Below are 13,631 nucleotides of genomic sequence, written 5' to 3'. Positions count from 1 at the left end.
CCGACATCGGCGTCGCCATTGTCGGAGGGTGAGGGCATGCTGTAGGCATGGCAGCGCACACCACGGACTACGTGAGCACCTTCATCGAGGTCGCAGAGGATTGCCCCGTCGACCATGCCGAAGAGCCGCCGACGGGCGAGAAGCCGACGATCGCGGCGCTTCACTACCGCTTGATCGCGCAGGAGCCGTATGCGCATACCTCCGACGACGTGATCTTCACGACCCATGCGCTGCGCCACGGACTCGATCCCGACGACGCGGCGGCGCGTGAGGCGTTCTTCTCGAAGGGTCAGCCGTGCCTGCGCTCGTCGCCGCTCGGCAAGCGCTACGGCTGGGGCATCGCCCACGACGCCGAGGGACGGGTCGCGCTCGTGCCTCGCGACTCCGAGGACTACACGCTGCTGGCCGCCGACCCCGCGGTCGCCCACACCCGGGCGATGCGGAGCCGGCGGGCCTGAGCTCAGATCGCCGCGAGCGAGCCGTCGGGCTGGACCTCGAGTGTGAGGTCCAGGTCGAGCCTGGCGAGGAACGCGTCGTCGTGACTCACGACGAGCACCGCCCCGCGGTAGGCGCGTAGAGCATCGACGAGCTGATCGACGGTGTCGATGTCAAGGTTGTTCGTCGGCTCGTCGAGCACCACGAGATGCGGTGCCGGATCCGAGAGCAGCAGCGTCGCCAGCGCCGCCCGAAAGCGCTCGCCGCCGGACAGCGCGGCGACCGGCCGTTCGGCAGTGGCCCCTCTGATCAGGAACCTCGCGAGTCGATTGCGCAGCTCCTTCTCGGGCACCTGAGGTGCGGCATCCGCGATGTTCTCGAACACGGACCGGTTCTCGTCGAGCCCGTCGATGCGCTGCGGCAGGTAGCCGATGCGGTCGGTGAGAGCTGTCGCGGTCAGTACCGGTCGTTCCGTGCTCACCGACGGCCATTCCGTATTCAGCAGGGATTCCTCGAAGTCGCCCTCCGCACCGTCATCCGGACGGATCGGCGGCATCTGTGCTGAGTCGTGAACTCCGCCGCCGGCACTCGCCACCAGTCGTTCGAGCAACGTCGTCTTGCCGGCGCCGTTGCGGCCGATCAGCGCGACGCGATCGGGGCCCTGGATGATCCATGAGCGCTCGCCGTCGCCTATCGTCGCGATGCGGCGGCTGCGCGACACCTGCGGATCCGGCAGCTCGATCTTCATCGATGCGTCGGAACGCAGGCGTCGCCCGGCCTCGTCGAGCGCTGTGCGGGCGGCATCCTCCTTCGCGCCGACCTCTGTGCGGAGCTTTCCCGCCGACACCTCGGCCGCCATCTTGCGGCCGTGGGCGATGATCTTCGGCACCCGCTTCTCGATCTCGGCCTTCTTCGCCGTGCGCGAGCGGTGAGCGAGCTTCACCTCCGCCTCGATGCGCTGACGCTTCTCTTTGCGGAACTCCTGCTTCGCGGTGACCTCGGCCTGTCTCGCCGCCTCCTGCTCGGCATCCAACCAGGCCCGCCATTCGGAGTACGGTCCGCCGAAGACGCTCAGTGTCTGGGCGTAGAGCTCGGCGGTGTCGTCCATGAGTTCGAGCAACGACAGATCGTGACTGACCACGATGAGCGTGCCCTTCCACGACCTGACCATCGTCGCGAGCTTCGCGCGCGCGTCGCGGTCGAGGTTGTTGGTCGGCTCGTCGAGCAGGGTGATCGGCGCGCGCCGCAGGCGGATCCCGGCGATCGCGACGAGCACCGCCTCGCCGCCGGACAGCTCGCCGACCCTGCGGTCGAGGAACTCGGGGGCGAGACCCGCTTCGGCCAGGGACATCTCGGCGCGTGCCTCGATGTCCCAGTCGTCGCCGACCGCGTCGAAGTGCGCCTGATCGACGTCGCCGGCGCCGATCGCCCTGACGGCGTCCAGGGGCACGGCGACTCCGAGGAGATCGGCGACCCTGCGATCGACGTCGAGCGTGAGCTGCTGCGGCAGATAGGCCACCTCGCCGGTCGCCGTGAGGAAGCCCGAGGTCGGGGTCAGCTCGCCCGCCATGAGCCGCAGCAGCGTGGACTTGCCTGCACCGTTGCGACCGACGAGTCCGGTGCGACCGGTGCCGAAGGATCCGGACACGGCGTCGAGCGCGGTCGTGCCGTCCGGCCAGGTGAACGTGAGACGGTCGAGAGCGACCGAGGAGTGAAGAGCGGGGACTGACATGGTGTCTCCTGTCGAGTGCGAGGGTGCACTGACACCGGTCGCCCGGGACCCCGTCTGAGCGGGGATGCCGTCGCGAAGGACAGCGGGCGATGGTCTGCCGTGGAGTCGGCGATCGTCGGGTCAGCGCGCGAAGGAATGAGCGCGGAGGCGACGGATCAGATCAAAGGACTTCCAGACACGGCGGACAGGACTCCACGACGATACCCGGGCGTGTCGGAGTTTCGCAACCCCGGGCGTGTCGTGATTCTGATCGCTCCGAGGTGCCGCTCAGCTCTTTGCTTTGCGGCCCAGCCATTTCGCGAGGAAGGCGTGCACGTCGCCGAGTTCGTCTTCCGAGATGCTGTGCGTGAGCCCGGTGTAGACGCGCCCCGACAGCTCGGAGTGTGCGGGGAGCCACTGCGCGGTGTGCACGATGCGGGCCTCGGGGATCACCTGGTCGTTCGTGCCTCGACCCCAGAACACGTGCGGTTTCCGCTCGGTCAGGGACTCGTCGTTCGGCAGCTCTCCCGAGGCGACGTATCCGCTGAGTGCCACGACGGTGTCGACCCGCTCGGGGTCGAGGCGCATGGCCTGGAGGGCGACGGCCGCGCCCTGCGAGAATCCGAGGAGCGCCACGGCTGGAGCATCCGCCGCGGCCTCGTCGAGCCAGCGGAGGAAGGCCTCGGCGGCGGCGGTCACTGAGTCCGAGCTGCGTCCGTCGAGTCCCTCGATCGCGTACCACGAGCGGCCGGGCATCGGCCAGGGTGGTGAGAGAGGGGCGGCGACGGATGCCACGGCGACGCCGTCCGGCAGATAGGGCGTCAGCCCGAAGAGGTCGTGCTCGTCTGCTCCATAGCCGTGCAACAGCACCAGCAGCGGCATCCCCGCCCGATCTGCGGTGGACCAGCGGGTGAGGGTGCCGTCGATCGTCAGTTCTTCGCTCACCTGCACCATCCTGCCAGCGGGCGCGGACACGCGCCCGGTCGGCCTGACGAATCGTATGCCGGTGCGGGATGTCAAGTCAGTGTCGGGCCGAAGGCGCGGCTGGTAGAAAGGACACATGGCCGTCCGCACACCTGATCCCGACCCAGAGCCCGACGACGGGATCGAGGGCTTCGGCGCCGCTCAGCCCCCTGCGCGAGACACGAACCCCGGTTGGCTGAGCGAGTTCGAGCTCGAAGAGGCGCGTCGTCATCTGCCGATGCTCTACGTCGAGGCGATCCCGGTGCGCACCGACGGATCAGGGCAGGTGACCGAGATCGGCATCCTGCTGCGCTCCACCCCGATGGGCGAGATGACGCGCACGATCGTGTCGGGGCGTGTGCGCTTCGGCGAGACGATCCGCGACGCGCTGTTCCGCCACGTCGAGAACGACCTGGGCCCCATGGCGTTCCCGCTGCTGCCGCCGCAGCCGCTGCCGTTCACGGTCGCCGAGTATTTCCCGATCCCCGGCGTCAGCGCCTACCACGACGACCGGCAGCACGCCGTCTCACTCGCGTTCGTGGTCCCCGTGACGGGCACGTGCGAGCCGCGTCAGGACGCTCTCGAGGTCACCTGGTTCTCGGCGGAGGCCGCAGGGTCCGACGCGGTGGCCGCCGAGATGGAGGGCGGGCGCGGCACTCTCATCCGTCTGGCGCTGGCCAACCTCGGGCTGCTGCGCTAGCCGCCGATCCACGTCATACGCGAAAGACCCACCGTCACGACTTCTGGCGGTGGGTCACTTCGTATGTCGCGGGCGCCGCGACCGGCCGTCTCAGCGCGAGGTGAGACGGGCGAGTTCGGCGACGAACTCGTCGACGTCGGACTCCTCGGTGTCGAATCCGCACATCCAGCGGACCTCGTTGCGTGCGGCATCCCAGTCGTAGAAGCGGAACGACTCGCGCAGCTGGTCGGCAACGCCCTCGGGGAGCTGGGCGAAGACGCCGTTCGCCTGGGTCGGCTGCGTGAACGAGACGCCGTTGATCGCGCCGTCGGCGATGCCGGCCTCGATGGTGCCGCGCAGACGCTGGGCCATCGCGTTCGCATGCTGAGCATTGCGCAGCCACAGGTCGCCCTCGAGCAGCGCGATCAGCTGCGCCGACACGAAGCGCATCTTCGACGACAGCTGCATGTTGAACTTGCGCGAGTACTGCAGGCCGTTCGACGCCTCGGGGTTCAGAACCACGATGGCCTCTCCGAGCATGGCGCCGTTCTTGGTGCCCCCGAAGCTCAGCACGTCGACGCCGGCGTCGCGGGTGAAGGCGCGCAGCGGCACATCGAGGGCGGCGGCCGCATTCGAGATGCGCGCGCCGTCGAGGTGCAGGGTCATCCCGCGCTCGTGCGCGTGGTCGGCCAGCGCGCGGATCTCCTCGACCGAGTACAGGGTGCCGAGCTCGGTCGACTGCGTGATCGAGACCACGAGCGGCTGCGCGCGGTGCTCGTCGCCCCAGCCCCAGGCCTCGCGGTCGACGAGCTCGGGGGTGAGCTTGCCGTCATCCGTCGGCACGGCGAGGATCTTGAAGCCGCCGATCTTCTCGGGTGCACCACCCTCGTCGACGTTGATGTGCGCGGAGGATGCTGCGATCACGGCGCCCCACCGGGGCAGCATCGACTGCAGGCCGGTGACGTTCGCGCCGGTGCCGTTGAACACCGGGAAGGCGTGGACGCCCTCGCCGAAGTGCGCGCGGAAGACCTCCTGCAGGCGCTCGGTGTAGGCATCCTCGCCGTACGCGACCTGGTGGCCGCCGTTCGCCGCTGCGATGGCCGCGAGGACCTCGGGGTGGACGCCGGAATAGTTGTCGCTCGCGAAGCCGCGGACCGCGGGGTCATGCTGAATAGTCACCGCACAAGCCTACGGGCGGATGCGGGGCCGAGTTCGCAGATCGGGACGCGCTCTACCGAATGTCGGATGCTCCGCCTACCCTCGAACTCATGGAGCGCACCGCAGCGAAGACCGCCTTCGCGAACGTCCTCGTCAACACGCTCATCGCGAACGTGACGACGAGCTTCCTGTGGTTCGCCCTCACGTTCTGGGTGTACATCGAGACGCAGTCAGTGCTCGCGACCGGTGTCATCGGTGGCGCGTACATGCTGTTCATCGCCTTCTTCGCGATGATCTTCGGCACGATCGTCGACCGAAACCGCAAGCACACGGTGATGCTGCTCTCGAGCGTCATCTCGGCCGTCGCCTTCCTGGTCGCCGGGGTGCTGTACGTCTGGCAGCCCGAGGCGGCGCTGCTCGACCTCGGCGGCCCGTGGTTCTGGGTGTTCTCGGCCGTCATCCTGTTAGGCGGCGTCATCGAGCAGCTGCGCAACATCGCGCTCTCGACCACCGTCACGTTGCTGGTGCCCGAAGACAGGCGGGCGAACGCCAACGGCCTCGTCGGCACCGTGCAGGGCCTCGCGTTCCTCGTGACGAGCGTGTTCTCCGGCCTGTCGATCGGCTTCCTCGGTATGGGATGGACGCTCGCGATCGCCATCGGCGCCATGGTGCTCACGTTCGTGCACCTGCTCTTCATCCGCATCCCCGAGGGCGCACCCGAGCCCGACCCCGACGCCACGAGCGCGCTCGACTTCCGCGGCAGCGTGAAGGCCATCCGGCTCGCACCGGGGCTTTTCGCGCTCATCATCTTCTCGACCTTCAACAACCTCATCGGCGGCGTCTACATGGCGCTGATGGATCCGTACGGCCTGACCCTGTTCGACGCTCAGATGTGGGGCTTCGCTCTCGCGTTCTCCTCGACGGGCTTCCTGATCGGCGGCGGCCTGGTCGCGAAGTTCGGGCTCGGCGCCAAACCCATGCGCACCCTGTTGCTCGTCGTGATCGCCATGGGCATCCTCGGCTCGGTCTTCATGCTGCGCGAGTGGTGGCCGCTCTACGTCATAGGCATGTGGCTGTACATGGCGCTCGTGCCGCCCGCCGAGGCTGCCGAGCAGACGATCATCCAGAAGGTCGTCCGTTACGACCGTCAGGGCCGCGTGTTCGGGGTGGCCGCAGCGATGGAGGCCGCCGCCGCACCGATCACGGCGTTCCTGATCGCGCCGATCGCCGAGTTCCTGATCATCCCGTACATGAGAACCGACGCCGGTCAGCGGCAGTGGGAGTGGCTGCTCGGCGAGGGCGAGGCCAGGGGCATCGCCCTGATCTGCCTGTTCGCCGGCATCGTCATGGTGATCGCCGGGACGCTGGCGTTCTTCACGAAGTCGTACCGCAAGCTCACCGAGCTCTACGCGAATGCGCCGGAGCAGGATCCGGCGCAGGATCCGTCGCAGGACGCAGGCGAGACGGTTCCGACCGATCCGGACGACGATGCGGATGCAGGCGCCCGGACCTCGGATGCGGACCAGCACAACGACGACGGGCGGCTCGTGGAGTCACCGCCGCCGGTGCGCGGTCTGCCACCCGAGATACCGGAGGCGCGACGACGCTGACGGTGGCGTTGACGGCGTCCGGTGCTGTCGGTCGTGCCCGACGAACTCAGTCGAGCGTGATGATCTGGTCGTTGAGCTCGGCGGCGTCGGCATCCCAGAGCGCCAGGACTCGCGGCACGAGGGATGCCGGATCGAGAGCCTTCGCACGGAAGACGACGGATGCCGCGCGCAGCGGCTCTCCGGCATCCCGTGCGGCCTTCGCGAAGCCCTGCGCGACCGCGCGGGTCCAGGCCTCGCTCGCCGCCTTCACGGCCGCATAATTCGCGCCACCCGCGAGAGGGCGGCCCGCCGCGGTCGATGACACGATCGCGAAACGGCCGGCATCCGAGGCGCGCAGCGCAGTGTCGAACGCGCGACTGGTCGCCCTGACCGCCTCGAGGGCGGGGAGGAGGGCGGTGAAATCGGCATCGGTCTGTCCGGCGAGCCCTCCGCCACCGCGCCATCCGCCGACCAGCGGGATCACGGCGTCGACGGCGCCCAGCCGCGCGGCCAGATCCGTCATCGAGTCGAGGGAGGCGGCATCGGTCACCTCGACCTCGGCGCCGCGCGCGCGCAGCGGTTCCAGGCGTTCGGCCGATCGGCCCGTCGCCACCACATTCGCACCCGCGTCGACGAGGGCCCGTGCGAGGGCGAGGCCGGAGTCGCTGGTGGCTCCGGCGAGGACGATCGTGCGATCCGTGACGGTCATGTGCTCAACTCTCGTGAAGAAACAGTTCTGCGGCCACCCCGGGCAGGAATGGCCGCAGACGCTGCGTCCGGTCGCACCACACGACCGGACCCCAGAAATGCGCGATTCGAGTCAGTCGTCGGTGCCTCGGATGCCGACGGTCGACTCGATGACCGTCTTCATCTTCTTATCGAGGGTCTCGAAGAACATCGACAGCGGGAACTCGTCGTCCATCACCGCATCCGTGTACCCCTTCGGGGAGCCTGCGAGGATCTCGTCCGGCAGACCCCGGGCCCACTGCGATGCCGGGTGCGGCGTGAGCGTTCCGCGCACGAGCTCGTACGCGGCGAGCCAGTGAGCGACCTTCGGGCGGTCGATCGAGTGCCAGTACAGGTCATCGATCGCGTCGCCCAGAGCCACGACGGCATCCGGCACGTTGTCCCAGTCGAATGCGAGAGCGGTGTCTGTCCAGTGCAGCACTCCACGCTGGTGCAGCCAGGCGAACAGCAGCTGTCCGCCGACGGCGTCGTAGTTGCGCGTGCGGGTGCCGGTGATCGAGAAGCGGAAGATCCGGTCGAAGATCACCGCGTACTGCACGAGGTGCGCATAGTCGTGCATCTCCTGCTCGGTCTCGGTGAGCTGCTCGCCCGCGGCGATGCGGGCAGCGAGGGCGCGCTCGATGTTCACCGACTCGCGGAACGCCGTCATGTCGCACCGCATCTCTTCGAGCGAGTAGAGGAAGAACGGCATCCGCTGCTTGATCATGAACGGGTCGAAGGGCAGGTCGCCGCGCATGTGGGTGCGGTCGTGGATGATGTCCCACATGACGAAGGTCTTCTCGGCCACCTGCTGGTCGTCGAGCATCGCGCTCGCGCGCTCCGGCAGGTCGAGGTTGGTGATCGCGGCGGCCGCACGGGTGACCCGGCGGTAGCGGGCGGCCTCGCGGTCCTGGAAGATCGCGCCCCACGTGAACGACGGGATCTCGCGCATGGCGACCGTCTCGGGGAACAGCACGGCCGAGTTGGTGTCGTAACCGGGGGTGAAGTCGACCAGGCGCAGCGAGACGAACAGCTTGTTGCCGTAGTCGCCGGCCTCGAGGGCGGCGATGAACTCCGGCCAGATCGTCTCGACGATGAGCGCCTCGACGAGTCGGTCGCTCGAGCCGTTCTGCGTGTACATCGGGAAGACGACCAGATGACGGATGCCGTCGACACGGTGCTGCTGCGGCTGGAAGGCCATGAGCGAATCGAGGAAGTCCGGCACGCCGAAGCCCTCTGCGACCCAGCGGTCGAAGTCGACCACGGAGGCGGTGAGGTACTCGGCGTCGTGCGGGAAGGCAGGGGCGAGAGCGCGGATGCCGGCGGTGATCGCGGCGACGAGCTCACGGGCGGCGGCGTGGTGCGCGGCATCCGGGATGGAGCCGTCCTTGATCTGCATCTCGCGGATCGCGACAGCGGCGTCCTTGAGCTGCGCCCAGGCGGCGCTCTGCTCGGCGATCGATGCGTCCTCGACGACCTCGGGTTCGCCGACGATGGCCTGAACAGCGGTGCTGTGGGCGGAAATGATGGACATCGGGACCTCCGATCGGAGAGTTTGACGGAAAGATTCCGGCATATACGGAATCCTGACGATAATCTTACATCCATGGATGATTCTGTCGACCGCGCGATCCTGGCCGCGATCTCTCGAGACGGCCGGGCGACTCTGTCTCAGTTGTCGGATGCCGTGGGCCTGTCGGTGTCGGCCGTGCAGTCGCGACTCCGTCGCCTCGAGACCCGTGGGGTCATCACCGGGTACCGCGCGATCCTCGACCCCGAACTTGTCGGCACCCCGCTCTCGGCGTTCATCGAGATCACCCCTCTCGACCCCGCGCAGCCCGACAATGCGCCGGAGCTCCTCGAGCACCTCGACGCGATCGAGGCATGCCACTCGATCGCCGGCGACGCGAGCTACATGCTGTTCGTGCGGGTCGCCTCGCCCCGCGCGCTCGAAGAGCTCGTCCGCGACATCCGCCTCGCCGCGAACGTGAGCACCCGCACCACCGTCGTGCTGCAGACCTATTACGAGCACCGGCCGATCATCGCCGTCGCACCGGAGTCATCCGAGTAACAGGGGCGCCCGCGGCTACAGCAGTGCGCCGACCATCGCCTCGCCGAGAGGGGTGCGCAGATGCATCATCCTGGCGCCGTCGCGTTCGCTGGAGACGAGCCCGGCGTCGCGGAGGACCGTGAGGTGATGGGATGCCGTGGACACGGCGATCCCCGCATCCTGCGCCACCTGCGACGTGGTGCGCTCGGCGCCGGCAGCGAGCAGGATCGATGCGCGGGCGGGGCCGAGCAGGGCGCCGAGCGCGTCGGCGATCTCCTGGGCCTCGCGCGCCCAGCCCGAGGTCACACCCCGCGCCGGGTAGAAGAGCGTCGGCTGCGCCGGCGGCTCGGTGAGCACCATGCATCCCCACGACGACATGACCGAGGGGACGAGCACGAGGCCGCTTCCGCGGCAGTCGACCTGCTCGCTGTGTCTGCGCAGCGAGACCCGCACGGCTCCGTCGCCCCAGCTCACCGTGGAATGCAGAGCTCCGGACATCCCCGCGATGCCGGACGTCGCGATGACGCGCGCTCGCACCGAGACATCGGCACGCAGGAGTCGCTCGATCTGCGGCCACACCGGCGCGAGAGCGGCGTCCCACACCTCTGACCAGGCGGTCGCGATCATCTCGCGGGCTCGAGCCGGATGCTCCTGCATCTCCCGCAGCGCCTGCTGACGCGATCCGGACGAGCGGAGCACCATCTTGCCGAGATCGACCCGCATCGGATCGAGGGCGGTATCTCGGAGCGCTGCGAGCTCGGCATCCGGGGTCATGTCCCACCGTGGCGTCGCGGTGAGGAAGTCGGGCAGGTAGCCGTCATCGCCGATCACGGCGGCGAGCAGTCGGAAGCTCTCACGCGGCAGCCGATCCCGCACGGCGCGCAGCCATCCCCACTGCAGCGGATGCTGCTCGGGGCGCAGCAGGATGCGCACTGCATGGGCGAGCTCGTGGCCGGGGGAGATCCCGAACCGCACGGCCTGGATGTCACCAGGGCTCAGATGGAACTCGACTCGGTGGCCCGGATGCTCGAGGCCCTCGACCGGTGCATCCGTCCGCTCGAAAGATATGTTTCGATCCACATCGAAACTCTAGGACGAGGCGTCACGTCTGTCGAGACTGGGCTCATGCACACCACCCCCTCAGCTCTCGAAGCCGTCGCCGCAGCGGACATCCGCATCGGCACCGGCCGAAGCCGCAGGTTCGTCGGTGCCGAGCACGGTGCGGGGATCTCGTACTTCTATGTCGAGAACCAGCCGGGTGAAGGCCCCGGGCTGCACTGGCATCCATACCCCGAGACCTGGGTGGTGCTCGAGGGCACGGTGCGCATCACAGTCGGCGACGAGACGCTCGTCGCGACTGCGGGCGACACCGCGACGGGTCCCGCTTTCGTGCCACACTGCTTCACGAACGTCGGCGAGGGGACGCTGCGCCTCATCGGCATCCACGCGTCGGCCGCGATCATCCAGACCTTCCTCTCCGACGATTGACGCACCCGCACCCGCACCGACGATCATCCGCTTCACACCGACATATTCAGGAGCATCCATGTCCTTCCAGGCATACCTCGACAAGGTCGAGACCCAGACCGGCCTCACCCCTCGGCAGTTCATCGAGCTCGCCAAGGAGCAGGGGTTCGACGAGACCACGAAATCGACGGTGGTGCTCAACTGGCTCAAGGAGGAGTACAGCCTCGGTCACGGCCATGCCCAGGCGATGGTGCACGTGATCCTCAAAGGACCGAAGATCAACGACAAGCACGTCGGCAAGGGCGGTGCGCACGGTGATGCGTCCGACACCCTATGGCTCGACGGCAAGGGCAGTAACCCGAACGCCTGACCCGCATCAATCGGCAACTGCAGAAAAGAGACCATCATGGCTGTCCGCGTCGATCTCAACGTCTCCCTCGACGGATTCGCGACCACCACCGATCAGACTCCCGAGAAGCCGTTCGGTGACGACTGGCCGCGTCTGGTCGCGGCGTATGCCGCCACGCGCACGTTCCGTACCCGTGTGCTGGGCGACGACTCCGGCGCCGGCACGACGGGGATCGACGAGAAGTACGCCCACGCCTACTTCGAAGGCATCGGCGCCGAGATCATGGGCGCGGGCATGTTCGGTCTGCACCAGAATCCGGATGACCCGCAGTGGCGCGGCTGGTGGGGTGATGAGCCGCCCTTCCATGTGCCGGTCTTCGTGCTCACTCACACTCGCCGCGACTCGATCGAGTTCGCGAACGGCACGGTCTTCCACTTCGTCGATGCGGCGCCGGAAGAGATCCTGCCGCGTGCGATCGATGCGGCGGGCAGCGACGACGTGCGCATCGGCGGCGGCATCGACGTCGTGCGGCAGTTCCTCCGCGCGGGGCTGGTCGACCGGGTGCACCTCGCCGTCGCTCCGCTCGTGCTGGGCAGCGGCGAGCGCATCTGGGACGGCCTCCGAGGTATCGAGAACGGCTACGACGTCGAGTCGGAGGTCGCCGAGTCCGGCGTCACGCACCTGACGTTCCGTCGCGACTGACGGCCACAACCGCGCAGGCCTCCATCGCGTGCCCCAGTAGGATTCCCTGCGTGGCAGCATCCTCGAAGCGCAAGAAGAATCCGACCCGTGTGAGCGGCAACCCCGCGAAGCGGGCGAGTGGCAACCCGGCCCAGCGGCCCGTCATCGAGGCGGGCCCTGTCACGGTCGGCGACTGGATCGGCGCCGCTCGCGTGCGCACGCTGCCACTCGCGATCGCGCCGGTCGTGATCGGCACCGGTGCCGCGCGCAGCACGGGTCCGGAGTTCCACTGGGTCATCGCCCTCGCGTGCCTCGCGGTCGCGGTGCTGCTGCAGATCGGCGTCAACTTCGCGAACGACTACAGCGACGGCATCCGTGGCACGGATGCGGTGCGCGTCGGCCCTGCCCGCCTCACGGCATCGGGTCGAGTGAAGCCCCGCACCGTGCTCATCGCGGCGCTCGTGTTCTTCGCCCTCGCCGCGGCGGTCGGCGTCGCGATCGTCATCCGCACGGAGCAGTGGTGGATGCTCGCCATCGGCGCGGCCTGCATCATCGCCGCCTGGTTCTACACCGGTGGCAAGCGCCCCTACGGCTACAACGCTCTCGGCGAGGTCTTCGTCTTCATCTTCTTCGGGCTCGTCGCGACCCTCGGCACCACCTGGGTGCAGGCCTTCACGCTGCCGCAGCAGGCCTGGCTCGGAGCCATCGCCGCAGGGCTGTTCGCCTGCGCCGTGCTGCTCGCCAACAACCTGCGCGACATCGACCAGGACCGTCTGGTCGGCAAGCGCACCCTGACGGTCCTGATCGGAAAGCGCGCGACGCAGGTGCTGTTCACGCTGTTCGTGCTGGCGCCCTTCGGCATCCTGGCGTTCATCGCGCTGTTGTACCCCATCGCCTGGATCGGACTGCTGGCGCTGCTCTCGGGGCTCCCGGCGATCCTGATCGTCTGGACGTACCGTCAGGCGAAGGAGCTGGTCATCGCGCTGGCGCTGACCTCGCTGACCGCGCTGCTCTACGCCGGCGCGTTCTTCTGGGCGCTCGCCGGCTGAGTCTGGCGAACCGACGGGCGCGAGCATGGAGACATCCCGCAGGATCGACGGATTCGTCGCACAGGTGCGGCGCCAGGAGCAGCAGAAGCCTCCCCCTCAGGCTCCGACCTGGGCGGTGCTCGCGCTCGGCGTGCTGTTGCTCGTGGGACTCGCGGTCGTCGTGGCGTCCGGGCAACCGGCGCTCTACGCATTCGTGGCCGTCATGGTCGTTGCAGGTGTTCTGGAGCGTGCGCTCGAAGGGCGGGCGCCGTCGTGGGGTGAAGGTCATGTGGTCGCGGACATCGAATCCGACGGCGTGACGTTCCGCACCTACCGCGGGGCTGTCGCGCTCGCGGTCCTCTTCTTCGTCGCGCTCGCCGCAGCGTCGGTCCTCGTCGTCGTGGTGTGGACCACGCCCGGTCTCGACCTGCCGATGTTCTTCGGCGGCTTCGCGCTCCTCCTCTCCGCCGGACTCGTGTATGCAGTGCGGCTCATCGTGCGCAGCATCCGACGCGTCGACATCCGTGTGAACGCCGACGGTGTCACGGCCGTCCGCGTTCTCGGTGCGAGCGAGACCGTGCGTTGGAGCTCACTCCTCGCCGCTTCCCCGCGGGGACGAGTGATCGAGCTCACGACATCGGAGAACGTCGTGCGGTGGCCGACGGACCGCTTGCGGGCCGACCCCGTCGCTGTCGCAACCATCATCGATCGGTGCGCGGCGCTCGACCATCATGATCGAGAGTCGATCGTCGCAATCATCGAGGAGATGTTCGTCGCGCCCGCCGGTCGTTGACC

15 protein-coding genes are annotated in these 13,631 nt (G+C 68.3%); 9 read left to right on the top strand and 6 right to left on the bottom strand.

Going from position 1 to position 13,631, the window contains the following annotated elements; all coding sequences use genetic code 11:
• The first annotated feature begins 47 nt into the window (after positions 1-47).
• Positions 48-458 carry a DUF6157 family protein gene (locus RQG77_RS10815; protein WP_311244705.1) on the top strand — a complete coding sequence of 137 codons (411 nt, stop codon included), beginning with the start codon at positions 48-50 and terminating at the stop codon, positions 456-458.
• 2 nt (positions 459-460) lie between these two features.
• Here the strand turns inward: RQG77_RS10815 and RQG77_RS10810 are convergent, their stop codons facing one another.
• Positions 461-2,167 carry an ABC-F family ATP-binding cassette domain-containing protein gene (locus RQG77_RS10810; protein WP_311244704.1) on the bottom strand — a complete coding sequence of 569 codons (1,707 nt, stop codon included), beginning with the start codon at positions 2,165-2,167 and terminating at the stop codon, positions 461-463.
• A 267-nt stretch (positions 2,168-2,434) separates the two neighbouring features.
• The gene (locus tag RQG77_RS10805; protein WP_311244735.1) at positions 2,435-3,100 is read right to left on the bottom strand and encodes an alpha/beta fold hydrolase; all 666 of its coding nucleotides are present in this window, start codon (positions 3,098-3,100) and stop codon (positions 2,435-2,437) included.
• Positions 3,101-3,206: 106 nt separating this feature from the next.
• Between RQG77_RS10805 and RQG77_RS10800 the strand changes: the two genes are divergently transcribed.
• On the top strand, positions 3,207-3,809 hold the full coding sequence (locus tag RQG77_RS10800; RefSeq protein ID WP_056312995.1) for a DUF4916 domain-containing protein: 603 nt from the start codon (positions 3,207-3,209) through the stop codon (positions 3,807-3,809).
• Between the two features lie 90 nt (positions 3,810-3,899).
• Here RQG77_RS10800 and RQG77_RS10795 read toward each other — a convergent pair whose 3' ends face one another.
• The gene (locus RQG77_RS10795; RefSeq protein WP_311244703.1) at positions 3,900-4,967 is read right to left on the bottom strand and encodes a low specificity L-threonine aldolase; all 1,068 of its coding nucleotides are present in this window, start codon (positions 4,965-4,967) and stop codon (positions 3,900-3,902) included.
• Positions 4,968-5,056: 89 nt separating this feature from the next.
• Here RQG77_RS10795 and RQG77_RS10790 point away from each other — a divergent pair, with 89 nt between their 5' ends.
• The gene (locus tag RQG77_RS10790; RefSeq protein ID WP_311244702.1) at positions 5,057-6,556 is read left to right on the top strand and encodes an MFS transporter; all 1,500 of its coding nucleotides are present in this window, start codon (positions 5,057-5,059) and stop codon (positions 6,554-6,556) included.
• Between the two features lie 46 nt (positions 6,557-6,602).
• On the opposite strand, the gene RQG77_RS10785 is transcribed toward RQG77_RS10790, so the two are convergent.
• Positions 6,603-7,244, bottom strand: coding sequence for an SDR family oxidoreductase (locus tag RQG77_RS10785; protein WP_311244701.1), 642 nt, complete (start codon positions 7,242-7,244; stop codon positions 6,603-6,605).
• A gap of 111 nt (positions 7,245-7,355) precedes the next feature.
• A complete protein-coding gene (locus RQG77_RS10780; protein WP_311244700.1) occupies positions 7,356-8,795 on the bottom strand; it encodes a DUF6421 family protein in 1,440 nt (479 codons plus the stop codon).
• 72 nt (positions 8,796-8,867) lie between these two features.
• Here RQG77_RS10780 and RQG77_RS10775 point away from each other — a divergent pair, with 72 nt between their 5' ends.
• Positions 8,868-9,332, top strand: a complete 465-nt coding sequence (locus RQG77_RS10775; protein WP_056514350.1) for an Lrp/AsnC family transcriptional regulator — start codon at positions 8,868-8,870, stop codon at positions 9,330-9,332.
• A gap of 15 nt (positions 9,333-9,347) precedes the next feature.
• Here the strand turns inward: RQG77_RS10775 and RQG77_RS10770 are convergent, their stop codons facing one another.
• The gene (locus RQG77_RS10770) at positions 9,348-10,391 is read right to left on the bottom strand and encodes a DUF5937 family protein (protein WP_311244699.1); all 1,044 of its coding nucleotides are present in this window, start codon (positions 10,389-10,391) and stop codon (positions 9,348-9,350) included.
• A 45-nt stretch (positions 10,392-10,436) separates the two neighbouring features.
• On the opposite strand from RQG77_RS10770, the gene RQG77_RS10765 reads away from it, so the two are divergent.
• The 5 genes from RQG77_RS10765 to RQG77_RS10745 are packed head-to-tail and all read left to right on the top strand — an operon-like array spanning position 10,437 to position 13,629.
• Positions 10,437-10,799, top strand: a complete 363-nt coding sequence (locus RQG77_RS10765) for a cupin domain-containing protein (protein WP_311244698.1) — start codon at positions 10,437-10,439, stop codon at positions 10,797-10,799.
• A 58-nt stretch (positions 10,800-10,857) separates the two neighbouring features.
• On the top strand, positions 10,858-11,148 hold the full coding sequence (locus RQG77_RS10760) for a DUF4287 domain-containing protein (RefSeq protein WP_311244697.1): 291 nt from the start codon (positions 10,858-10,860) through the stop codon (positions 11,146-11,148).
• A 33-nt stretch (positions 11,149-11,181) separates the two neighbouring features.
• Positions 11,182-11,829, top strand: coding sequence for a dihydrofolate reductase family protein (locus RQG77_RS10755; RefSeq protein WP_311244734.1), 648 nt, complete (start codon positions 11,182-11,184; stop codon positions 11,827-11,829).
• 50 nt (positions 11,830-11,879) lie between these two features.
• The gene (locus tag RQG77_RS10750) at positions 11,880-12,857 is read left to right on the top strand and encodes a 1,4-dihydroxy-2-naphthoate polyprenyltransferase (protein WP_056514340.1); all 978 of its coding nucleotides are present in this window, start codon (positions 11,880-11,882) and stop codon (positions 12,855-12,857) included.
• Positions 12,858-12,882: 25 nt separating this feature from the next.
• A complete protein-coding gene (locus RQG77_RS10745; protein ID WP_311244696.1) occupies positions 12,883-13,629 on the top strand; it encodes a hypothetical protein in 747 nt (248 codons plus the stop codon).
• Positions 13,630-13,631 lie beyond the last annotated feature (2 nt).

It is taken from the genome of Microbacterium sp. WCS2018Hpa-23, from assembly GCF_031843845.1.
Classification (GTDB): domain Bacteria; phylum Actinomycetota; class Actinomycetes; order Actinomycetales; family Microbacteriaceae; genus Microbacterium.
The sequence above is the reverse complement of the archived record's forward strand: the minus strand, read 5'-3'. Positions and strand labels throughout refer to the sequence as shown.

Excerpts from the sequence above, each read along its gene's own strand:
- RQG77_RS10810 (WP_311244704.1), bottom strand. The coding sequence starts at position 2,167 with ATGTCAGTCCCCGCTCTTCACTCCTCGGTCGCTCTCGACCGTCTCACG.
- RQG77_RS10775 (WP_056514350.1), top strand. The coding sequence starts at position 8,868 with ATGGATGATTCTGTCGACCGCGCGATCCTGGCCGCGATCTCTCGAGAC.
- RQG77_RS10765 (WP_311244698.1), top strand. The coding sequence starts at position 10,437 with ATGCACACCACCCCCTCAGCTCTCGAAGCCGTCGCCGCAGCGGACATC.
- RQG77_RS10785 (WP_311244701.1), bottom strand. The coding sequence starts at position 7,244 with ATGACCGTCACGGATCGCACGATCGTCCTCGCCGGAGCCACCAGCGAC.
- RQG77_RS10815 (WP_311244705.1), top strand. The coding sequence starts at position 48 with ATGGCAGCGCACACCACGGACTACGTGAGCACCTTCATCGAGGTCGCA.
- RQG77_RS10790 (WP_311244702.1), top strand. The coding sequence starts at position 5,057 with ATGGAGCGCACCGCAGCGAAGACCGCCTTCGCGAACGTCCTCGTCAAC.
- RQG77_RS10760 (WP_311244697.1), top strand. The coding sequence starts at position 10,858 with ATGTCCTTCCAGGCATACCTCGACAAGGTCGAGACCCAGACCGGCCTC.
- RQG77_RS10780 (WP_311244700.1), bottom strand. The coding sequence starts at position 8,795 with ATGTCCATCATTTCCGCCCACAGCACCGCTGTTCAGGCCATCGTCGGC.
- RQG77_RS10805 (WP_311244735.1), bottom strand. The coding sequence starts at position 3,100 with ATGGTGCAGGTGAGCGAAGAACTGACGATCGACGGCACCCTCACCCGC.
- RQG77_RS10800 (WP_056312995.1), top strand. The coding sequence starts at position 3,207 with ATGGCCGTCCGCACACCTGATCCCGACCCAGAGCCCGACGACGGGATC.
- RQG77_RS10745 (WP_311244696.1), top strand. The coding sequence starts at position 12,883 with ATGGAGACATCCCGCAGGATCGACGGATTCGTCGCACAGGTGCGGCGC.